The sequence below is a fragment of the Phytoactinopolyspora halotolerans genome (assembly GCF_010550675.1).
Classification (GTDB): Bacteria; Actinomycetota; Actinomycetes; order Jiangellales; family Jiangellaceae; genus Phytoactinopolyspora; species Phytoactinopolyspora halotolerans.
This window is the reverse complement of sequence record NZ_JAAGOA010000005.1, coordinates 281,311-302,447: the sequence shown is the minus strand read 5'-3', so window position 1 is coordinate 302,447 and position 21,137 is coordinate 281,311. Positions and strand designations below refer to the sequence as shown.

Annotated in this window: 22 protein-coding genes; 12 read left to right on the top strand and 10 right to left on the bottom strand. The window is 69.0% G+C overall.

The window, feature by feature from the left end:
• Positions 1–12: 12 nt before the first annotated feature.
• A complete protein-coding gene (locus tag G1H10_RS09635; RefSeq protein WP_163736311.1) occupies positions 13–1,089 on the bottom strand; it encodes a glycoside hydrolase family 172 protein in 1,077 nt (358 codons plus the stop codon).
• A gap of 114 nt (positions 1,090–1,203) precedes the next feature.
• Positions 1,204–1,653 (bottom strand): cyanase, encoded by a 450-nt coding sequence (cynS, locus tag G1H10_RS09630; protein WP_163736091.1) that lies wholly within the window; start codon positions 1,651–1,653, stop codon positions 1,204–1,206.
• Positions 1,654–1,973: 320 nt separating this feature from the next.
• Between cynS and G1H10_RS09625 the strand changes: the two genes are divergently transcribed.
• The gene (locus G1H10_RS09625; protein WP_163736089.1) at positions 1,974–2,825 is read left to right on the top strand and encodes a formate/nitrite transporter family protein; all 852 of its coding nucleotides are present in this window, start codon (positions 1,974–1,976) and stop codon (positions 2,823–2,825) included.
• A gap of 45 nt (positions 2,826–2,870) precedes the next feature.
• Here G1H10_RS09625 and G1H10_RS09620 read toward each other — a convergent pair whose 3' ends face one another.
• Complete coding sequence (locus tag G1H10_RS09620) at positions 2,871–3,758, bottom strand: alpha/beta fold hydrolase (RefSeq protein WP_163736086.1); 888 nt, start codon at positions 3,756–3,758, stop codon at positions 2,871–2,873.
• A 115-nt stretch (positions 3,759–3,873) separates the two neighbouring features.
• Here G1H10_RS09620 and G1H10_RS09615 point away from each other — a divergent pair, with 115 nt between their 5' ends.
• From G1H10_RS09615 to G1H10_RS09600, 4 genes are all read left to right on the top strand, one after another.
• On the top strand, positions 3,874–5,859 hold the full coding sequence (locus tag G1H10_RS09615) for an AfsR/SARP family transcriptional regulator (RefSeq protein WP_163736083.1): 1,986 nt from the start codon (positions 3,874–3,876) through the stop codon (positions 5,857–5,859).
• Between the two features lie 25 nt (positions 5,860–5,884).
• Entirely contained in the window at positions 5,885–6,295 is a 411-nt protein-coding gene (locus tag G1H10_RS09610; protein WP_216853078.1) for a helix-turn-helix domain-containing protein, read from the top strand.
• 127 nt (positions 6,296–6,422) lie between these two features.
• Positions 6,423–7,208: an alpha/beta fold hydrolase gene (locus G1H10_RS09605; protein ID WP_163736076.1), complete on the top strand. Its 786-nt coding sequence runs from the start codon at positions 6,423–6,425 to the stop codon at positions 7,206–7,208.
• Positions 7,209–7,243: 35 nt separating this feature from the next.
• Positions 7,244–7,669: a VOC family protein gene (locus tag G1H10_RS09600; RefSeq protein ID WP_163736074.1), complete on the top strand. Its 426-nt coding sequence runs from the start codon at positions 7,244–7,246 to the stop codon at positions 7,667–7,669.
• 43 nt (positions 7,670–7,712) lie between these two features.
• Here G1H10_RS09600 and G1H10_RS09595 read toward each other — a convergent pair whose 3' ends face one another.
• The 3 genes from G1H10_RS09595 to G1H10_RS09585 all read right to left on the bottom strand — a co-directional run bounded on the left by G1H10_RS09595 (position 7,713) and on the right by G1H10_RS09585 (position 10,337).
• Positions 7,713–8,510, bottom strand: coding sequence for an alpha/beta fold hydrolase (locus G1H10_RS09595; protein ID WP_163736071.1), 798 nt, complete (start codon positions 8,508–8,510; stop codon positions 7,713–7,715).
• Positions 8,507–9,031, bottom strand: coding sequence for a hypothetical protein (locus G1H10_RS09590; protein ID WP_163736068.1), 525 nt, complete (start codon positions 9,029–9,031; stop codon positions 8,507–8,509). The genes G1H10_RS09595 and G1H10_RS09590 overlap by 4 nt, the downstream gene beginning before the upstream one ends.
• Before the next feature lie 76 nt (positions 9,032–9,107).
• On the bottom strand, positions 9,108–10,337 hold the full coding sequence (locus G1H10_RS09585) for a DUF4232 domain-containing protein (RefSeq protein WP_163736066.1): 1,230 nt from the start codon (positions 10,335–10,337) through the stop codon (positions 9,108–9,110).
• A 142-nt stretch (positions 10,338–10,479) separates the two neighbouring features.
• Here G1H10_RS09585 and G1H10_RS09580 point away from each other — a divergent pair, with 142 nt between their 5' ends.
• On the top strand, positions 10,480–10,854 hold the full coding sequence (locus G1H10_RS09580) for a DUF488 domain-containing protein (protein ID WP_163736064.1): 375 nt from the start codon (positions 10,480–10,482) through the stop codon (positions 10,852–10,854).
• Here G1H10_RS09580 and G1H10_RS09575 read toward each other — a convergent pair.
• The 4 genes from G1H10_RS09575 to G1H10_RS09560 form a co-directional block, all read right to left on the bottom strand.
• Positions 10,847–12,004 carry an N-acetylglucosamine-6-phosphate deacetylase gene (locus G1H10_RS09575; protein WP_163736061.1) on the bottom strand — a complete coding sequence of 386 codons (1,158 nt, stop codon included), beginning with the start codon at positions 12,002–12,004 and terminating at the stop codon, positions 10,847–10,849. The genes G1H10_RS09580 and G1H10_RS09575 overlap by 8 nt on opposite strands.
• The gene (locus G1H10_RS09570) at positions 12,001–12,786 is read right to left on the bottom strand and encodes a sugar isomerase domain-containing protein (RefSeq protein WP_163736059.1); all 786 of its coding nucleotides are present in this window, start codon (positions 12,784–12,786) and stop codon (positions 12,001–12,003) included. The genes G1H10_RS09575 and G1H10_RS09570 overlap by 4 nt, the downstream gene beginning before the upstream one ends.
• Positions 12,783–13,532 (bottom strand): 6-phosphogluconolactonase, encoded by a 750-nt coding sequence (locus G1H10_RS09565; RefSeq protein WP_163736057.1) that lies wholly within the window; start codon positions 13,530–13,532, stop codon positions 12,783–12,785. Before G1H10_RS09565 ends, G1H10_RS09570 begins: the two co-directional genes overlap by 4 nt.
• A gap of 64 nt (positions 13,533–13,596) precedes the next feature.
• Complete coding sequence (locus G1H10_RS09560) at positions 13,597–15,189, bottom strand: glycoside hydrolase family 3 protein (protein WP_163736054.1); 1,593 nt, start codon at positions 15,187–15,189, stop codon at positions 13,597–13,599.
• 140 nt (positions 15,190–15,329) lie between these two features.
• Here G1H10_RS09560 and G1H10_RS09555 point away from each other — a divergent pair, with 140 nt between their 5' ends.
• The 6 genes from G1H10_RS09555 to G1H10_RS09530 are packed head-to-tail and all read left to right on the top strand — an operon-like array spanning position 15,330 to position 21,088.
• Complete coding sequence (locus G1H10_RS09555; RefSeq protein ID WP_163736052.1) at positions 15,330–16,631, top strand: ABC transporter substrate-binding protein; 1,302 nt, start codon at positions 15,330–15,332, stop codon at positions 16,629–16,631.
• Positions 16,628–17,566, top strand: a complete 939-nt coding sequence (locus G1H10_RS09550) for a carbohydrate ABC transporter permease (protein WP_163736049.1) — start codon at positions 16,628–16,630, stop codon at positions 17,564–17,566. Before G1H10_RS09555 ends, G1H10_RS09550 begins: the two co-directional genes overlap by 4 nt.
• Before the next feature lie 15 nt (positions 17,567–17,581).
• Positions 17,582–18,499 carry a carbohydrate ABC transporter permease gene (locus G1H10_RS09545; protein ID WP_163736046.1) on the top strand — a complete coding sequence of 306 codons (918 nt, stop codon included), beginning with the start codon at positions 17,582–17,584 and terminating at the stop codon, positions 18,497–18,499.
• A 46-nt stretch (positions 18,500–18,545) separates the two neighbouring features.
• A complete protein-coding gene (locus G1H10_RS09540; RefSeq protein WP_163736043.1) occupies positions 18,546–19,553 on the top strand; it encodes a LacI family DNA-binding transcriptional regulator in 1,008 nt (335 codons plus the stop codon).
• 47 nt (positions 19,554–19,600) lie between these two features.
• Entirely contained in the window at positions 19,601–20,560 is a 960-nt protein-coding gene (locus G1H10_RS09535) for a LamG-like jellyroll fold domain-containing protein (protein WP_163736040.1), read from the top strand.
• Positions 20,561–20,599: 39 nt separating this feature from the next.
• Positions 20,600–21,088: an aminoglycoside phosphotransferase/kinase family protein gene (locus G1H10_RS09530; RefSeq protein ID WP_163736037.1), complete on the top strand. Its 489-nt coding sequence runs from the start codon at positions 20,600–20,602 to the stop codon at positions 21,086–21,088.
• Positions 21,089–21,137: the final 49 nt, after the last annotated feature.

The following is a 21,137-nucleotide window of genomic DNA, read 5'->3' as shown; positions in this document are numbered from 1 at the left end:
GACGTAGCCGGTCTAGTCGACCTCCATGGTGATCAGGTCCGGTGCGGGCGGACGTTCCGGCAGGGCGGGCGCATCCAGGTAGAACAGCGCGGTGGAGGCGATGTCGTCGCTGGTCGGTCGGAACCGATGGGATTGGCCGTTGTGGTGTCCCGGCGCGATGCCGAGGCTCTGGATGGTCACCCGGAGGTCCTCGGCGAACCGGATCGGATCCGGGATGTGCCAGCGGTACATGCCGAACCGTTGCTGGCTCGCGTAGAGCCCATCGGGCTTGAGGACCTGGTTCAGCCCCAGATACGGCGTCGTGAATGTGGTGTAGCCCTGTCCCGGCACGTCGAAGTTCCAAGCGCCGCCGAAATAGTCCTCGGTGCCGGTGCCGCAGATGGTGGGGAAGTCGGTGTCCCCGTCCAGGTAGAACTTGATCTCACCCTCGCCCCACCAACCGGGATCGTTCACGCCCCACGCGATGTACGTGCCGACGTAATGGCCGTGCCCGCGGACGTCGTCGAGGAGCGTGTGAACCTCCCCGCGTGGCACCGGGTGGCTCCGTCGCCATTGGGCATGCAGGTAGGACGCGTCGTCCGGGACGTCACCGAGCTCATAGTCGATCTGGTAGTAGAGGATGATCTCTTCGGCGGACAGGTTCTCCAGCGTGACGCGGGCGGAACGGTGGAACGGCATCGGCCAATAGGAATTGAACCCGCCGTTCGGGTTGGCCGCCACGGCCACCGAAGAGACCTGACTGAAGCTGTTCCAGCCGTTGCAGAAGAGGTCGCCCAGCGGCACCTCGACCGCGGGGACGTGCTCATCCTCCCAGTACGCGCGTAGGACCGCACCGCGCCAGGCACGGTGCGGAGCGGTGGTGCACCAGATGTGCGTGATCACCCCCGGTCCGGCGATCTCGCCGAGCACGGCGGTCGTACCAGCGGGGATCTTGATGCTCGGGGAGACCTTCCAACCCTGACCGAGTCCGCCCGCCGCCTGCGCACCGGTGCCCTCGGTGGCCATGCCGCCCTGGCCTTTCGCTCCGCTGAAGTTCTCCGCGCTGATCGAGCGGGTCACTCGGGAGGAGCGGCGCGTCAGGGATTCCATGCCCCAGGTGTGGTCGAACACGTGCCGCAACTCCTCAGTCGCCTCGTCGCTGATCCATTGACGGGCGATCGTACTCTCACCGCGTCTGGCGCCGTGAACTCCCGCCAGAATCACCTACCACTTGTAGTCCAGGAACTTCCCGTCGAATGTGACGACGACGCGGTCTCCCTCGGGGTCCTGGCGGCGGGAGAAGTCGACGCGGAAATTGATGGCGCTCATGATACCGTCGCCGAACTCTTCGTGGATGAGTTCCTTCAGCGCCGGTCCGTACACGGCGAGCGCCTCGGCGAACCGGTAGATGGTGGGATCCCTCATGAGCTCCGGGTCCATACCTCGCGACGGCTGGAGCTGCAGACTCTCCGCGACATCGTCGCCCAGCTCGAGAAGCGCGCAGACGCGCTGGGCCTGTTCCGTCGTCATGGGGTGCTGCCCGAGCGCAGCGGCCGTGCTCCAGACCACCGGCGCACCGATCGCGTCGGCGAGCTCGGACCAGGTCAGCCCGCGCCGCACTCGGGCGGCGACGATCAGGGCGGCGGCGTCGGCTTTGGGCATGATCGGGGTCACGGTGAGCTCCTCAGGTCGGTGGGTGCCGACGAGTATCGCTGCCGGCTGACGCCGCGATCTACGCCGAAGGGCACGGGACACCGAGAGTTCACAAGGTTGATACGTGGCCACCGGAGATGCGTCGCCCGTGTTACAGCGGGGAAACAGCCGCATACCTCGGCCACCCCCGGATCAGTGAGAACTCCGTGACATGACGTTCCAATCGCTTTCACGACGAGGACATCTCGGTTCCCCAGACTCGGTCAAACAGTGCGAAACTTGATCATCTTGGTGTAGGGGCGGCAGCCCGCTGCGGGCTGCCGCGAGCGGAGGAGCGACCCATGTCTTATGTGAACCCGCCGGAGTTCGTCACGAAGATGATCGACGCCGGTGAAGCAAAGGTCTTCATGTCCACCCGAGACACCGTGATCCGCGCGTACATGGCCGGCGCGATCCTGGCTCTGGCGGCGGCGTTCGCCGTCACCATCACGGTGCAGACGGGCAACGCGCTGGTCGGGGCGATCCTCTTCCCGGTCGGGTTCTGCATGCTGTACCTGCTGGGCTTCGACCTTTTGACCGGTGTGTTCACGCTGGCACCACTGGCCCTGATCGACAAACGGCCGGGTGTCACGGTCCGCTCGGTGCTGCGCAACTGGGGGCTGGTCTTCGTCGGCAACTTCGCCGGCGCGCTGACCGTCGCGTTGATGATGGCCATCACCTTCACCTTTGCCTTCACTGTCGACCCGAACGAGATCGGCGTGCGGCTCGGCGAGATCGGTTCGGATCGCACGGTCGGATATGCCGACCACGGTGCGGCCGGCATGCTGACGCTGTTCATCCGTGGCGTCTTGTGCAACTGGATGGTCTCCACCGGGGTGGTGGCCGCGATGATGTCGACCTCCGTGCCCGGCAAGGTGATCGGCATGTGGATGCCGATCCTGGTCTTCTTCTACATGGGGTTCGAGCACTCGGTGGTGAACATGTTCCTATTCCCCTCCGGCCTGATGCTCGGCGGCGACTTCTCGGTGGCGGACTACCTGGTGTGGAACGAGATCCCGACCATGGTGGGCAACCTGGTCGGCGGACTGGCATTCGTCGGGCTGACGCTGTACAGCACCCACGCCCGCACCGGTGCCACACTCGCGCGGCCCGTGGCCGAAAAGGCCAAGGCCGTGGAGAAGGTGCGGGCGTAACGGAACAGGTGCTCCGCCGGCCGCCTGCGCGGCGAGGCACACCGATCAGTCGATGCCGCGTTCCAGCAGCGAGCGCAGCTCCTTGGTGATCGCTTCGGGTGCCTCCTCCGGCATGAAGTGGCCGGCGGCAAGCGTCATGTGCTCCAGGTCCGATGCCCACGCCCGCCACAGTGCCGCGGCGTCGAAGCCGAGAGCCGCGCCCCAGTCCTGCTGGATGACCGTGACCGGCATGACCAGCCGGTTGCCCGCGGCCCGGTCGGCCTGGTCGTGCTCGATGTCGATCCCGGCCGAGGCGCGGTAGTCGGCGACGATCGACGGGACGGCCTCGCGCGAGGCACGCAGATACTCCGCCCGCACATCGGCCGGCAGAGCGTCCGGGTTCTGCGTCCACGCGTCGAGGAAGTAGCCGAAGAACGCGTCGGCGCTGGCGGCGATCATCTGCTCGGGCAGGCCGGCCGGCTGCGCCATCAGGTAGAGGTGGAATGCCACCGCGGCGTTCGCGCCGTGCAGGATCTCCCACATGTCCAGTGTCGGAAGCACGTCCAGCGAGGCGAGGTGGGTCACGGTGTCCGGGTGGTCGAGGCCGGCCCGGACCGCCACCAGGGCACCCCGGTCATGGCCGGCGAGCGCGAACCGGTGATGTCCGAGTTCGCGGGCGAGCGCCACGATGTCCGCCGCCATCGTCCGCTTGGCATAGGTGTCGCGGTCCCGCTCGGCCGGCTTGTCACTGGCGCCGTAGCCGCGCAGGTCGGGGCAGATCACGGTGTGGTCGGCGGCGAGGTTCGTGGCGACGTGCCGCCACATCAGGTGCGTCTGCGGGAAGCCGTGCAGCAGCACGATCGGTGTGCCGGAGCCGCCGACCGCCACGTTCAGTGCCACGTCGTCATCGACCGTGATGCGGGTGTAGTCGAAGCCGGGAATGACCGGTGTCATCGTCGTTGTCTCCTTCTCGGTTAAGCAGGACGGTGCCAGCCTGCCGTGCGCCGATGAGCATCCGATGAGCACGCGGTCGGCGCGATACCGTTGATGCGGCGGAAAGGACGGTTCAGTGCAGGTCACCTTCGGTGTGCTCGGTCCGATCGAGGCGTGGGACGACGCGGGGACACCCGTCGCGCTGAAGGGGCCGAAGCACCGTGCTCTGCTGGCGCGGTTGATCGCCGCCTATGGGCGCGTTGTCAGTGTCAACGCACTGGTCGACGATCTCTGGGAAGAGCCGCCGGCGGGTGCGGTATCGGCGACGCGAACGTTCGTCGCGGCGCTGCGCCGGGCCCTGGAGCCGGACCGTCCGCCGCGTGCCCCGGCCCGGTTCCTGGTCAGCAAGGGTCCTGGGTACGCGTTGCGGACACCGCGAGATTCGGTCGACGCGTGGCGATTCGAGGATGCGGTGACCGCGGCGTCGGCGGCGTCCCCGTCGGTCACGCTGGCCCGGCTGGATGAGGCGCTGGGCTGGTGGCGCGGCCCCGCCTACGCCGGCCTGGACGACGAACCGTGGGCACGTACCGAGCGATCGCGCCTGGGGGAGCTGCGGCTGACCGCGGTCGAGCGGCGATCCGAGGCGCGGATAGCCGTCGGACGTGCCGCTGACGCGGTGCCGGAGTTGGACGCGCACGTAGCCGAGCATCCGTGGCGGGAGAAGGGATGGCGGCTGCTGGCGCTGGCGTTGTATCGCGACGACCGGCAGGGCGATGCCCTTGCCGTGCTGCGCCGCGCCCGAGACCTCCTGGTAGAACACCTCGGCATCGATCCCGGGCCGCAGCTGAGCCGGCTGGAGACGGATATCCTCCGGCACGCCGTCCCCGTGGACGCGGACGTCGCCCGGGATCCGGGCGCCGACGAATCGGCCGGACTGCTCTGGGCGGATGCGACGGCTGCCTATGCGCGGACCGTGGCGACCGGTTCCCGGGTTCGGCTCGAGACGACGGTCGGTCTCCTCCGAAGCCTCGCCGTGACAGGTGGGCCAGGGCTGGAGGAAGCCCGAAGACAGCGGATGGCTACCGTCACCGCCGCCGAACAGCTGGACGACCCCGAGCTCACGGCTCGCGTGATCGGAGCTTATGACGTTCCGGGCATCTGGACTCGGTCCGACGATCCGGACCAGGCCGTCCAGGTCATCGCCGCAGCCGAGCGTACCCTGGCAAGGCTTCGACCTGATACGGCGGATGCGATGCGGGCGCGTCTGCTGGCCACGATCGCGCTGGAATCGCGGGGTACCGGATCCGCACGCGCCGCCGAGGCGGCTCGTGAGGCGGAGCGGATCGCCCGCAGGCTCGGCGACCCGACGCTGCTCGCGTTCGCGCTGAACGGATCTTTCATGCAGGCGTTCGACCGCGCCGGACGGGCTCCGCGGCGAGATGAGATCGGGGCGGAGTTGGTTGCCTTGTCGAGCCGGCACGGGCTGCCCACCTTCGAGATTCTCGGTCACCTCATCCAGGTCCAGGCCCGCGGCGCGCTCGCCGACTTCGGCGTCGCCGACGAGCACGCCGACGCGGCGGATCGGCTCGCCGAACGGCATGAACGTCCGCTGGCCGGTGTGTTCACCACCTGGTACCGGGCATTGCGGCGTGCCGCCACCGGCGCGTCGCTGGATGTCGCCGACACGGCGTACCGCGATGCGGCGACGACGCTGGACGGCGCTGGGATGCCGGGCGTCGAACGAGGCATCCTGCCGCTGGCTCGCTTGTGCCTTCGCGTGTGGCGCGGCGCCCCGCTCGACATCGACGACGAGGCGGACTGGGGTCCGTACGAGCAGTGGGTGCGGCCGCTCCTGCTGGCGGCGGGCGACCGCCCGGCGGATGCCACGGCGGCGCTGCGCCGGTTGCCGGATCCGCCGCGGGACCTGTTGTATGAGGCGATGTGGTGCCTGGTCGGTCGTGCCGCCTGCGTGACGGGGGAGCGGATGATGATGGAGCGGGCACGGTCCGAGCTGGCGCCGGCGGCGGACGAGCTGGCCGGTGCCGGCAGTGGCATGCTGACCGCCGGTCCGGTGGCCGGATACCTGGCGGAGATCTCAACGGCTCTCGAACGGACGAGCTGACACTATGCTCTGCGACGATGGACTGGTGAGCACTCGACCCGCCGTCCCGCTGGCGAGGCACCTGCTGCGCGTGCGTGATCTGATCGACCGTGCGTATGGCGAGCAGCTCGATATCGCGGCTCTGGCGCGCAGCGCATCGGTGTCGCCGACGCACTTCAGCCGGAGCTTCAAGGCGGCGTTCGGGGAGACACCGCACCAGTACCTCATGAGCCGCCGGATGGAGCGGGCCAAGGCCCTGCTCCGCGTGGGTGAGCTGTCCGTCACCGAGGTCTGCCTGGCCGTCGGCTTCACCAGTCTGGGGTCGTTCAGCACCCAATTCCGTCGGTTCGTCGGCGAGAGCCCGAGCGCGTACCGCTCGCACGTCACATCGGATGACGCGGTGCCGGTTCCGGCGTGTTATGTGCGGATGTGGACGCGGCCGCGACCGTCACCGTGACCTTGACCGGCGGAGATCATCCGGCACGAAGAGAGTCGTTTTGGAGAAGCCGTCGCGTGGCACGCGCCTCTATCGTCGAGTCGACGGCCGGCGGGACGTTCGCTGGTCACGGCGAGAGGGGTATGCGATGGAAAAGGTCATGTCGGCCGACGGCACGGTGATCGCGTTCGACCAGCTGGGACAGGGCCCGCCGATCATCCTGGTGGCCGGCGCCTCCTGCGCTCGCGCGGTCGGTGTCCCGATCGCCGAGGCGCTGACCCCGCATATGACGGTGCTCAACTACGATCGGCGCGGCCGTGGCGACAGCAGTGACACGCATCCCTACGCCGTCGCCCGCGAGGTTGAGGACATCCAGGTTCTGATCGACGCCGCCGGCGGCGCGGCGAGCCTGCTCGGGCTGTCCTCCGGTGCCGTGCTGGCCGCGGAAGCCGCTGCGCACGGCCTTCCGGTCGAGAGCCTGATCATGTGGGAGCCGCCGTTCAGCATCGACGCCGAGGCGGCGCAGAGGAGCCGCGCCTATGCTCGCCGCCTGAGTGAATTGCTCGACGGCGGACGACGGGATGAGGCGCTGACGCTGTTCATGCGGCAGGTCGGCATGCCGGAGGAGATGATCGAAGGCGCCCGCCGATCGCCGTACTGGGAGGCCGGCGTGCGACTGGCGCCGACGCTCGCCTACGACGCCGCCATCATGGGTGACGGCACGATACCGTCCGGTCGGTTCGCCCGGATCGAGGCCGCGACGCTGGTGCTGGCGGGCTCGCAGAGTCCGGAGTTCATGCGGGTCGCCGCCGCCCGGGCCGCTGCGGCGATCCCGGGCGCCGGCCACGACATCCTCGACGGCCAGGACCATAACGTGGCCGCGGACGTCATCGCCTCGGTCGTCGTCGCGCGGTTCGCCGACCGTCGACCGTGAGAATATCGTCACCGAGTGCTTCGAGGAGGGTGTGCGTGATCACAGGTATGGCACTGGTCTGCGTCAACGTCTTGGACATGGACGAGGCTCGCGACTTCTACGTCGGGACCCTTGGCCTCGAGGTCAGCGTGGACATGGTTCGCGACGGGTTCCATTGGTTCGTGGTCCACGCCCCGGCGCAGCCGGATCTGGCGATCATGCTGGTGGTTCCCGAACCTCCGGTGGTGCAGAAGGAGATCGCCGATCAGCTCCAGTCGTTGGTGGCGACCGGATATCTCGGACCGGGCGCATTCCGTACGGACGACTGTTGGGCCACCTACCGGGACCTCAAGGCGAAGGGCGTCGAGTTCATCGAGGAACCCGAGGAACGTTTTTACGGCATCGACGCCGCGTTCCGCGACCCGTTCGGCAACCATTGGCGGCTGACCCAGCCCAAGGATGTCGTCGTACCGGAGTCGTGAAGCGATCGTCGACCGGAATGTCCCGTCCACGGCCGCGGCGCCGCTACGCGGTCGCCCGTGCGACGAAGGTAGAGATCATCTCGGCCACCTCGGTCGGCATCTCGAACAGCAGCCCATGGGTCCCGTCGATCTCGCGGACGTGGAGGTGGGAATGTGACGCGGCCAAGGCCTCGACATCGCGGCGTAGACCGGCCCGGAACGCGACCATCAGGGGCTCCAGTTCCGCGGGCAAGCCGGGCATGCTGCGAGTGGCGAGGACGAGTAGCACGGGCACGGTCAATTCGGCGAACACGGGGAGACTGTCGCTTTGTACGCTCGCGCGGAGCGCCTCCATCATGTCGGCACGAGGCCGGTTCGACGTGGCGGCTTGCGCATCGAACATCGCGTTCAGCCGTGTGACGAGATGGTCGAGCTCCTGGGTGGTCAGGCCGGCCGCCTCAGGGTCATAGTTGTCCTGGCTTGTCACCGGTGCACGGTGGCCGTCGAGGCTGACCACAGCCGGACATTCGGGATGCCGGTGTGCCCAGCGGGCGGCCAGACTGCCGCCCAGAGAGTGACCGGCGACGGCTGGGCGGCGCAGGTCGAGCTCGTCGGCCACAGCTTCCAGGTCCGACAGAGCCGCGTCCCAGCTCCATGGGCCGTCCCCGGACGTCCCGTGGCCGCGCAGGTCGATCGCGACGGGCCGGAGACCCGCGGCGAGCGTTGGCCCGACTGAGTCCCATGCGCTCATGTCGCCGCCGGCCCCATGCAGCAATATCACCGGCTGCCCGGAGCCGCCGTACTCTCGGACGGCGATGGGGAGCTGCCCGTTCTGCACGAACATGTCCGTCGTTGTATTCATCTGTCATTCCGATCCGTGTCGGTATGCTCGTCGTGCGATGTGGCGGTCGACGAGATCCGTCTGACCGCCCGGTCACGGACGGAGGCCGTCGTGACGCCACCATCCGGGTGGCGCTGTAGCTTGCCGCGTCCCACGAGGTCATGGACACCTTGCCGGGTGATGCCGAGCATGGCTCCGGCGACGGCGTAGGTGACACTCTCCCGCGCCGGATGCCCCATGCGGCACAGCACCACCTGTCCGAACGGCGTGGACCACCAGTCCGGGGGTGGATCAAAGGCTTCGTCGCCCGGGTACAGGGCCGAGATCAGCCGTGCGGCAGTGTCCACGGCACGACGGTCGTCCGGCCCGAGTAGCTGCGCCGACCACGTCTGAGCCTCGATCCGAACTCGATCCTGGGCTGCCGCAACGGCATCGTCCAGGAGGATGGCCAGGGGATCGATCAAGCGGACCGTTACCAGCGCGACCAGATGCTCGACAAGATCGACGTGCACCTGCGTCGCGCCTTCTGTCCCGTGCAGCATGTGCTCACCATATCCGCTACTTGACGCGACGTGTCAAGTAGGGGATAGGGGTAGAAGAAGTCAGTCGTGGGGAAGCTCAGAAGGCCGTGCCTTCTGGCGCCCAGGCGGTTACCGCCACCTCGCCGCCGTCCACAATGTCGAGCGTGCTCATCGTCGGCAACGAAGGGGACGGGAACACAAACGACGTCAGCGGTAGTTCGTGCATCGGAGTCCCGGGCTCAGCCGCCAGCAGGACCTCGGCGGCTACGGCCGGCCGGTTGCCCGACCCTTCCGGGTATTCTGCAGTGGGCATCGCGTCCCATCCGACCACGGCGAAGGCGCGAGCACCTGTGGGAAGCACTTCGCGGCGTGGACCTGGATCGTTGCCCATGAAGGATCGGCCCTGAGTCACCGCGACGTCGAGATCGCTGCCGTCCAGCGCGCGGAACCCCAGCTCCGGGTAGCCCTCCAATGCGCATGGTCGGTCTCCGACGTTCGTCGCCCCAAGGATCATGGCGCGATGGCCGGTGGCGGCGTCGTGTCCGGCGATCTCCAGCCAGAGATCGGCTGGTGAGCAGTCCGGAGCGTCCGGGTCCTCCGGCCACGTCTCCGGCTCGATGCGCTTCGGGCGCGCCGGGACGTCGGCGACGTCCAGCGACGACGTGCCGTCGGCCGTCTGTATCCGTTCGACCGCGACACCGTGCACGGCGGCGACGTCTGCGACCTTCGCCAGATCATCTGAGTCGTGAACCCGGACGTCGGCCGTATCGCCGTCGAACACCGCACGCGTCACGCCGGGCGTCTCCGCCATAAGGTACGCGTCAGCGACGGGATCGACGCCGTCCGCTGGGAGCGGATACGCGAGTGCCGCCACGTCGGCCTCGGCGGCCGGACGGAGCCAGATCTGCATGGCCGGCCCCGCCTCGGAGTCGGCATAGTCCGAAGTGAGCTCGGCGACCAGCTCCGACGCGTGGTTCGCCGGCAGCCGTTCGATCTCGTACACCAGGTGGATCCGCGCCACCCAGCCGCGTTGATCCTCTGGCAGTGAACTGTGCTCGTCGCCGTCCTCATCGATGTAGGCGACGTCCACCCTGTCGAAGACCCGTTCGGTCCAGGCTTCCTCGGCGATGTCCTCCGGTGTGGGAGACGTCGGCCGGTGGGCCGCACCGCCTCCTGCAGCGGCCGCTTCGGAGGTCCGGTCATCCGAGCCGGACTCTGCCTCTCCGCATGCGCTCAGAGCCAGCGCCACACACCCGGCCAGGCCGATGAACACCAGTTCCCTGCGGACGCTCGAGGTGCGGCGGGCAGGACGGGCACTCTCACGCATGGTCGAACCCTATGTGACCGCAGGATCGGCTGATGCGCCGAACCCGCTCACGTCTGATCACGGCGTCCTCTCACTCGTGGGTCAGAGACCTCACAGCACGCGACGCTGCTCTCTATGATGGAGCCGAGCGAGGCGAGGAGGCATGACGACGAGCGAGCCGCGGGTCGCGGTCCGCAGGGTGTACGAACCGCGGAAGGACACGGACGGTGCGCGCGTCCTGGTCGACCGGGTCTGGCCCCGCGGATTGCGCAAGGACGACGCTGACATCGACGAATGGTGCAAGGACGTTGCACCGTCGACCGAACTGCGGAAATGGTACGGGCACCGCCCGGAGCGGTTCGCCGAGTTCGCTCGCCGCTATCGAGCCGAGCTCCACGACGCCGAGCGGGCCGACGCCATGGCGCACGTGCACGATCTCGCCCGTTCAGGGCCGCTGTGTCTGCTTACCGCGACCAAGGACCCCGGGCACAGCCAGGCCGCTGTCCTCGCTGAACTGCTCCGCGAGCGCCTCAGCTGACCATCCGCCCGGACTGGACGACGGTGACGGATTCGCCGAGGTTGTCGCCGTCCGCTTCCCACAGCACGAGGTCGGGCGGCGAGCCGATGCTGAGCCTGCCTAGTCCGGGCCGCCGGCCTGCCACGATGCTTCCGGGGACGGTCGTCGCCAGACCGACTGCGTCCGCCAGCGAGAACGTGGTACCGGTGGCGACGGTCCGGACCCCGTCCACGAGGGTGGAGGCGGCGCCGGCCAGCATCTCGGTGCCGACGTAGGAGAGCCGGCCGGACTCCTCGAGCTCGACCTGCCCGCCCACCGGCGTCTCGTACCGTCCTGGAGCCAGGCCGCCGATGGCGGTCAGATCGGAGACCAGGAATGCGCGCGCCGGGGTCTTCGCCCGCAGCATCACTTCGAGCACCTCGGCCGGCAGGTGATGGCCGTCGGCGATGATGCCGGTGGTGAGGCGGTCGTCCGCGAGTTGTGTCCAGATCGGATTCGGGTGCCGAGGCAGCATCGGCGGGATTCCGTTGCCCAGGTGGGTCGAGTACCGGGCTCCGGCGTCCACCGCACGGCGGATCTGTTCCGGGGAGGCGTGCGTGTGGCCGATCGCCACCTCGATGCCGAGTGCCCGGATCCGCGCGATGTGGTCGGGGGCGTCGTCGGTGTGCGGCGACACGGTGACCAGGCCGATCGGCCCGTGGGCGGCCCACCGCTCGACCTCGTCCGCGTCGAGCGGGCGGATCGATGCGGGGTCGTGCACGCCGCGCGCGCCGTCGCGATCAGAGATGAACGGTCCTTCGACGTGCACCATCGGCACCGCCGCCCGGACCAACGGGTCGGTGGACCGGGCCAGGTCGATCTGGTGCAGCGCGTGCAGGATGCGTGCCTCGTCGGCGGTGATGACGGTGGGCGCCCAGCTCGTCACTCCGATCCGGGCGAGCCGGTCACTGAGCTCGGCGACGGTCTCGGCGCTGACGTACGCGCTGTTGATGTCCAGTCCGGCGTAGCCGTTGACCTGCAGATCGATCAGCCCGGCGGTGAGCAGCGGCAGAGACTCGGGCGATTCGGTGGGGGCTGTATCCACGGCGACGATCGCCTCATCGGTGTAATGGACCGTGACGGCGGCCTCACCTCCAGGAAGGCGACCGGACACGGACCGGGCGTGTGTCACAGGTGCGTCACCCTTCCCTGAAGACGTTCGATGCCGCGAGCGTTCGCCTCATCCCCGCCCGCGGCGTTCCGTGACCGCCACACCGGCGCCTGGTGCCCGCGCTCGGTGAGCACAGCGATCGTCGTCATGATCAGCCACTGTAGACAGAAGGCGTTGGCCGACGTCGATACGCCACCGGTCCACGGGCCCGCGGGACCGAGCTCGATGACGGTGTCACCCGTGGGCACGTGCGAGTCGATATGCAGATCGACCACATCGTGGAGGTTCAGCCGGTCCGGGTGCCGGGCGGGATGATCGGCCGGGGCCTCGATGGCGGCGGCACGCGACGAGACGCCGACCGTGGTGACGCCCCTGTTCCTGGCCTCCCTCGCCGCGTCGATCACGGCACTGTTGATGCCGAACGCGTTGACCAGGACGAGGACGTCGCCGTCCACGAGCCCCGCGGCGGCGACCACGTCCGCCCCGTAGCCCGGGGTCCGTTCGGTGGCGGTGGAGCGCAGCGCGCCGGACGACAGCAACGTGCCCTCATCCAGAATGGCCGAGACATGCATGAGGCTGCCGGGCCGGTAGAAGATCTCCTGAGCGGCCAGGTTGGAATGGCCACCGGGCCCGTAGACGTGGATGAGACGGTCGGCCGCGACCCGGTCCGCCAGTACGCCCGCCGCGTCGGCGATGGCGTCGCCGTTGGACTCGAGGACGGCATCGAACAGGCCGCGAAGGCGGTCCGCGTACGCCTCGCCCAGCCGTGTGACCTCCGCCCGCGTGGCGGATTCGCTCGTCATCGCGGGTCGGACTCGGTGTCGAGGAACATCGTCACCCGGGGGTGGGTGCGCAGGGCGGTGCCCGGATGGTCCCCGCTGATCGGCTGGTTCAGGGTGTTCGCCACGGCTTTGCGTTTCGCCGTTCCGGGCACGGACGCGATGACCTCGGTGGCGTTCAGTAGGCGAGGGATGGTCACGGTGATGGCGGTGGGCGGCACGTCGTCGAGCGTGGGGAAGTGGCCCTCGTCCACCTGCTGCTGCCGGCAGATCTCGTCGAGCGCCACCACCTTGGCGCCACGGGGATCGGCGAGATCGGCCGGAGGATCGTTAAAGGCCAGGTGGCCGTTGACGCCGAGGCCGAGGAAGACGAGGTCGAACGGCTCGTCCCCCATCGTGTGCTCATACTGCCGGGCCGCCTCTTCGGGTTCGGCCGACGTGTCGATGCGGTGGAACGTCGCGCCGGGCATGTGGTCGACGACCACGGTCTGCAGCCAGTTCGCGAAACCCTGCGGCGCGTCCGGCGCGAGCCCGACGTAATCGTCCATGTGGAACAGCTCGACCGCCGACCAGTCGATATCCGGCGAGGCGGCGAATACCTTGAGCGTCTCCTCCTGGCTCGGCGCGGCCGCCAGCATGATGCGGGCGGAGCCGCGTTCGGCGAGAACGGTCCGCACGGCATCGGCGGCCACGGCGCCGGCCTGTCGACCGAGGGCGCGTCTGGTCGGCAGGACATGCAGGTCCGGGAGGCGGTCGATCGTTCCAGGCATGGGTCTCCTTGGTTGTGCAATCGTTTGAACATTCAATGACGACGTTGCCTCGTGTCGGCGCCGGTCAACACAGCGCGTCCACGGCGGCGCGGACCGCCGCGTCGGTGACCATCTCGAACGCGTCGACAGCGGGCATGGTGACGAGCGGGCAACCGGTGTCGGGCAGGCTGTCCGCCTCGGCGGCGGAATTGACCAGGACGGCGACGACCGCGCGGGCGACCCCGGGCGTCGCCGTCGCCTCGGTCAGTTGACGGCGCTCGTCGCCGGTCATCGGCAGCGATGGCTGGACGACGGGGATCAGGCTCGGCTCGGCGGTCTGTGCTGCCGCGGCGGCCAACGTCGCGGCCGTGGGCCGGTCCGCCACGAGGTGGGCCGCGAACCCTCGTTCGCGGATCAACTCCGTGACCCGGCGGGCCAAGCCGGTGTCGCCGATCACCGCGTACGACGTGCCGGGCCGCAGCGGGTGGGTCACCGGGCGAGCCGTGCTGACGGTGACCGTACTGCGCCGGTCTTCGTCGTTCCACTCCAGCGGCGGGTCGTATCGGGTGGCGATCGCCTCGTCGTACTCCACCGGCCGATCGGCGCCGGCACGCCAGCGGGCGGCCAGTAGGCGAGCGACCGCGGCATCCAGCGCCGACTCGCTGAGTTCGCCCGCCTTGACGGCGCCGACGACGTGCGCGAGCACGGCGGGGAACTGGTCGGCCGGGCATTTGACGTTGGCCACGTCGGCGCCGGCGCGCAGCGCGAGAACGGCGGCGGTACCGGCGTCGTAGCGCGCCGCGACGGCCTTCATCCGCAGCGAGTCGGTGATGATGAGCCCGTCGTAGCCCAGTTCTTCGCGCAGCCAGCCCGTATTGACCAGCGACGAGAGGCTCGCGGGCTCGTCGACGCCGAGTGCGGGCAGGACGACGTGGGCGACCATGATCGAGGCGACGCCGGCGTCGATCGCGGAGCGGAACGGTGCGAGGTGCACCTCCGCGTGGTCTTCGGACGTCCGGTCGATCCGCGGCAGGTCCAGGTGACTGTCCACCGCGCTGTCCCCGTGGCCCGGGAAGTGTTTGGCCGTGGCCAGCACTCCGGCATCCTGGTAGCCGCGGATCTGCGCGGAGCCGAGGGCGCTCGTGGCCGGGGCGTCGACGCCGTAGGCCCGCACCCCCAGGATCGGGTCGTCCGGCGTGGTCACCACGTCCACGCAGGGACTCAGCGTCCAGCGGTAGCCGAGCGTGCGTGCCTCCTCGGCTGCCCGGCGAGCCACCCGATAGGCGAGGTCCTCATCGCCGGACATTCCGATGCCGCGCGGGTACGGGAAATCGGTGCCGGTGGCGCCGAGTGAGTACCCGACGCCGGCCTCCAGGTTGCCGGTGATGAAGACCGGCGGCAGGCCCGCGTCCACACTGGCCGAGCCGACGGTGGAGTGGTATCTCGCGGCTGTCGACGCGGTCAGGTCGGTGATGCTGTGCAGCACCCCGAGGCCGCCGCGCACCGCCGCGAACGTCGCGTCATCGGGTGTCCCGTCGGTGGTCGCACTGGGCAGGATCACCAGGCATTGAGCAGCCTTCTGCGCCAGAGTGAGCCGGCCGAGCGTGTCGTCGATCCACTTCTGGCCCGCCGCGGAGATCGGGGTCGCCGGCCTGAGGTCGTGCAGTTCGGTGGCCATGGCCCTGGACAATATCAAACGTTTGCACTACGTTGCCATCAACTCCGGCGCCACCGCCGTCAGCATCAGCGACGGCGCCAGTACGTCCTGTGCCGTCGCGGCCGCAGGACCCCGATTGCCAGCGAGTGAGGAGCAGCACCATGACCCTTCGTCATCCGCGCATACTCTCCGGAACGCTCGCGGTCGGCGGGACGCTCGCTCTCGCCGCCTGCGGCCTCGGCTCGGAATCCGAGGACTCCGCCGACACCAGCGGCGAGATCGAGGGCACGATCCAGTTCCAGACGATGCAGCTCTCGCCCACGTTCGACGACTACATCAACGGCGTCATCGCCGACTTCGAGGAGGCGAACCCGGGCACGACGGTGGAATGGACCGACATCCCGAGCGACGCCGCCGCCCGTAAGGTCAGCGCTGACGCGGTCGCCGGGACCCTGCCGGATGTGATGGACCTGGATACCGCCACGCTTGCCCCGCTCGGCCGGGACGGGCAGGTGCTGGACATGGCCGAGGTCGCGCCCGAACTCCAGGAGGACTTCGTCGCGTCGGCGTGGGCCTCGTTCGACTTCGGCGCCACCACGGTGGCCGCCCTGCCCTGGTACCTGAACACGCCGGTGCTGTACGCCAACACGACCCTTCTGGAGGAGGCCGGCCTGGCCGATGCGCCGGCGCCGACCGGCTACGAGGAGCTCTTCGAGCGGTCGGAGACCATCGCTGCTCAGACGGGCAAAGCCGGCTTCCAGCCGACCGCCGTCGGGCTGCCACACGCGCTGCTGACCATGGGGGTTCCGCTGGTGAACGACGACGCTACCGCGGCCGTGGTCAACACGCCGGAAGCGGTAGCGTTCCTGGAACGGCTCGCTGAGCTGTACGCGTCCGGCGGGATCCCGGCGGACACCGTCACCGCGAAGCAGCGCAGCGAGATCGAGACCTTCCAGGAGGGAGAGATCGCCTACCTGGAGTCCGGCCCATCCCGGGTGGCGATCATCGAGGAGAACGCCCCCGACCTGATCCCCTCGGTGGCGATCCAGAAGCCGCTGGGAGACACCAGCCAGACCACATGGATCGTGGCGCACGGCATCGCGGTGCCGACCACCTCGGAGAATCAGGCGACCGCGCTGGCCTTCGCCGAGTTCCTCACCTCGCCGGAGAGCCAGCTGGACTTCGCCAAGCAATCGAGCATCTTCCCCAGCACCGCGGAATCGCTCGAAGACCCGTTCTTCACCGCCGAGCCGACCGACCTGACAACCGAGGCCCGCGCGACCGCCGGCGCCAGCCTGCTGGAGGACAAGACCCTGGCGAAGCCCGCGGCGGTGGACTCGGAGTTCTCCACCGCGCTCTGGTCCCACGCGCAGCCGGCGATCCTCGGTGAGGTCAGCGCGGAGCAGGCTCTGGCCGACGCCGAGGCTGAGCTGACCGCGATGCTGGAAGCGCGGTCCGAATGACGCTCGCTCCACCTGAAGCCGCGGCGCCGGCCCGGGCGCGGGTGCCGCGGCGGCGCACACCGGCCATCCGGCGGCACCGCTGGTTCGTCCCGCTCGCCTTCGTCGCGCCGGCGCTCGTCGTTCAGGGCGTCTTCTTGTTCCTCCCGTTGATCAACACCTTCGTGCTCGCGTTCACCGACGCGAGCACGGTGGGCGGCGGAACCTTCACCGGGCTCGACAACATCAGCCGGCTCGCCTCCGACGGCGCCTTCTGGGCGGCGGTGGGACGCACGTTCGTCTACATGGCGGTCACGGTGCCGGTGATCACCGTGGTCTCGGTCTCCGTGGCCATCCTGGTCAACACGTCGGTGCGCGGCGCGGGCATCGTCCGGCCCATCCTGTTCTCGCCGATGGTGATGCCGATGGCCGTCGTCGCCGTGGTCTTCCAGTACGTGCTCAGCTCGCAAGGGCTCGCCAACCAGATCCTGCAGGGGCTGCGGATCACCGCCGAGCCGGTGCCCTTCCTGAACGACTCGGACCTGGCGCTGTTCAGCCTGATGGCCGTCACCATCTGGAAGGGCTGCGCGCTGTACACGTTGATCCTGCTCGCCGCCCTGCAGAACGTGTCGAGAGACCTGGACGAGGCCGCACAGCTGGACGGAGCGTCGTGGCCGCGACGCACGTTCAGCGTCACCCTGCCGCAGATCCGGGGGACGACGACGCTCGTGTCGATCCTCGCCGCCATCGCCACGTTGCGCGTGTTCACCGAGCCGTTCGTCATCACCGGAGGCGGCCCGGGCAAGGCGACCGAGACCATCGTGCTCTACCTGTACCAGCGCGGCATATCCCCTGGCACGGACGCCGGCTACGCCTCGGCGGTGAGCCTGGTGCTGTTCGTGTTCGTCCTTGCCGTCTCCGGGATCTCCTGGCTGATCTCGCGGAGGAACCGCATATGAGCGGAGGAACCGCACATGAGTAGTGCCTCGACCGTCGACCCCGGCAAGCCTTCGCCGCACACCGCGCCGCCGCGCCCGCGGCCCCGGCCGCAGCCGAGCGGGCGCGACCGGATCTCGACCAAAGAGAAGCTGATCCGGTGGGCGCTGATGCTGGTCGCCGTCCTCATCGTGCTCGGGCCGCTGCTCTGGCAATTGAGCAACGCGCTGAAGGGTGCCGCGGAGTCCACCGTCGGCTTCCCGGGGACGCTCATCCCGCGTGATCCGACGTTCGACAACTTCATCACCGCCTTCACGGCCATCCCGTTGCCCCGGTACCTGCTCAACTCGGCGCTCATCGCCACGATGGGCGTCACCGCCAACGTCGTGCTCGCCACGCTCACCGGCTATGCGCTGGCGCGGATCTCGTTCCGGGGGCGCGGTGTGTACATCACCGTGCTGCTGGCCACCGCGGTGCTGCCGTTCGAGGTGATCCTGGTCTCCACGCTGCTCGTCACGCGCGGCGTGGGCCTGCAGGACACCCTTCTCGGGGTGGTGCTGCCGCAGGCGGTCTCGATCGTGTCCATCTTCGTCATGCGGCAGGCGTTTCTGAACATCCCGGACGAGCTGGAGGAAGCCGCCACCGTCGACGGCGCGGGTCCGTTCCGTCTGTTCGCCAACGTCATGCTGCCGTCCGTGCGCGGCTCGCTCGCCGTCGTCGCCGTACTCGGTTTCCTCGACTCGTGGGACCACTTCATCTGGCCGCTGGTGATCCTCAGCGACCCGGACAAGTACCCGGTCAACGTCGGCGTGCAGTACCTCTCCGGTACGTTCTCCGCCGATCAGCGGGTGATCTCCGCCGCCGCGCTCGTCGTGATGGTGCCGCCGCTGCTCGTCTACTTCTTCATGCAGAAACAGGTGTTCAAGGGCCTGGCCGAGGGCGCGTTGAAGGGATGAGCGCGCCGTACGATGACCAACCGGGTCTATCTGAGGTGGTCAGGTCATGAAGAAGCAGGCGGGTCGTGCCACGCTGAAGGACGTCGCGGAGGAGGCCGGCGTCTCCATCTCCACGGTGTCGCGGGCGTTCTCCAGTCCGGAACGGCTGTCCCCGGCGACCGTGCAGCACATCAAGGAAGTCGCGGCGCGGCTGCGCTTCGCCGTCAACCCGGTGGCGAAGGCGCTGATCACCGGCACGTCGATGAATATCGGCCTGGTGGTGCCGGACATCGCCAACCCGTACATGTCCACGCTGCTGAAGGCGGCCCAGGCGCATTCGCGGGAGCGCAGCATCGGCGTGTTCGCGGCGGACACCGACGACAGCGCGCGGATCGAGCGGGAGGTCTGCCACCAATTAGCCCAGCAGACCCGGGGCATCATCCTGTGCGGGCCCCGTATGAGTGTCCCGCACATCCGGGAGCTCAGCGAGATGATCCCGTTGGTGCTGGTGAGCCGCGTTGTCGAGGGCATCCCGTCGCTCTACACGGGCTCGACGCCGGCGTTGGAGGAGCTGGTCGACGAGCTGGTCGGTCTCGGGCACCGGCGCATCGCGTACCTCTCCGGCCCAGCCCAGTCGTGGGCCAACAAGCAGCGGTCGCGGGCCGTGTCCCGACGGGTCGCCGCGCACGGGGCGGAGTTCGTCAAGCTGCCGCCCACGACGGCGAGCTACTCCGATGGGCGCGCCGCGGCCGGAGAGGTCGTGGAGTCGGGCGCCACCGCGGTGATGGCCTTCGACGACGTGCTCGCCTCCGGCTTGGTCGAAGGGCTTCGCCGCCTCGGCCGCTCCGTCCCGGACGACATCAGTGTGACCGGTCACGACGACATCCTCGCGGAGCTCGTCTATCCCGGCATCACCACCGTCACGGGGCAGAGCGCACGGATCGGCCAGCTCGCCGTCGACTGGCTGCTTGAAGAGCCGGCGGAAGACAGCGACGACGGCGACGGCGAGGCGGGCCGCAGCCGGGCGATCGAGGGGCGAGTGGTCCACCGCGGCTCTGTCGCCGCACCACCCTGATCTGCCAGATGGCAGGACCAGTAGTCCGCACGAGGAAAGGGAACGGCATGATCCGACGAACCGCTCGACGATCCATCGCTCTGACCACCCTGATCTGCACTGCGCTCGGCGTCGGCGGGCTGGTGGCCGCCTCGGCCACCACGAGCCCGGCCGTCGGTGCCGAAGCAGCGTCGCACGCCGGTCCGCCATCGGCTCGTTGCCACGTCACTCCTCCACACTCGAACGCCGGCGCGACCCCGCCGCCGTTCCGGTGTCACGTCGACTCCGCGTACGACGCGGAGATCCTGGCCGACTCGCCTTCGGCCTACTGGGCGATGTCCGAATCCGCTACCGGTGCGGAGCCCGACCTCTCCGGTTCCGACCTGGACGGCCACTACACGGCGGGGCCGGGGACGACGACGCTTCCGAACGGTGACGCGGCGGCGGTCTTCGACGGGGAGTCCCAGTATTTCGAGGTGGGCGACGCGCCCGAGCTCAGCCCGGCGACCACCGGTGAGTTCACCCTCGAGGCGTGGATGCGTCCGGACACGCTGCAGTTCCCCAACGATCAGAGCAGCGGCTACGTGCACTGGATGGGCAAGGGCACGCCCGGGGAGCACGAGTATGTGGCCCGGATGTACTCGTACGACAACACGGAGGGTCGACCGAATCGGATCTCCGGCTACTCGTTCAACCTGGACGGCGGCCTGGGCGCGGGCTCCTACTTCCAGGATCCGGTCAGCGCCGGAGACTGGATCCACTACGTGCTGGTGATCAACGCGGAGGTGAAGAGCGCGGAGTTCCCGAACGGCTACACCAAGATCTACCGCGACGGCGTTCTGCGGGACCAGGACGATCTCAGCATCCGCGGCAACGTGATCGTGCCAGAGCGCGGCGGCGCTCCGTTCCGGGTCGGTACCCGCGATTTCGGTTCGTTCTTCGAAGGGGCGGTGGGCAAGGTCGCCGTCTACGACGTCGAGCTGCCGGCGGACCGGATCGCGGCCCACCACGAGGCTATGACGCCGTGAGGCCGTGGGACCGTCCCGGCCGGCACCGTACGTGACTGGGTGCGGTCGGCCTTCGGACTGGTTCTTGCCGAGGTGAAGGTGGTCAGCGGCGGTGTAGACGCACGGGCGGACACGTTCCGAGGCGTTGCCGCGGACGGCTCGCGGTATGCGGTGAAATGGAGCAGCGGTGGATCGGCCGCCGGGCTGGTCGCCCAGGATCGACTATTTCGGGTCGCCGCTGAGGCCGTGCCCCGGGTGGTCCGCACTCGGTCGGGTGACCTGTGGGCGGAGCGGCTCGGGGCGCGGTTGTCCGTCGTCACCTGGATCGACGGTCGGCCCGGCCTGGACGGGCCGATGACACGGGAGCGTTCGCGCCGGCCGGCGATGAGCAGCAGGCGTGGTTCCGGGACGGGTACGGCCGGTATGAGGTCGACGGCGACCGGCTGGTCTACTTCCGCTGTCTTCGGACCCTTGAAGACGTCACCGACGCCGCCGAGCGCATCCTCGACGCTGACCGAAGCGCGTCCGCTCGATGCACCGGGCCGGTGAGCGGCGGCTTTCGATCGACGGTCCGCCGGGCTACCGTAGGTCCGGTGAG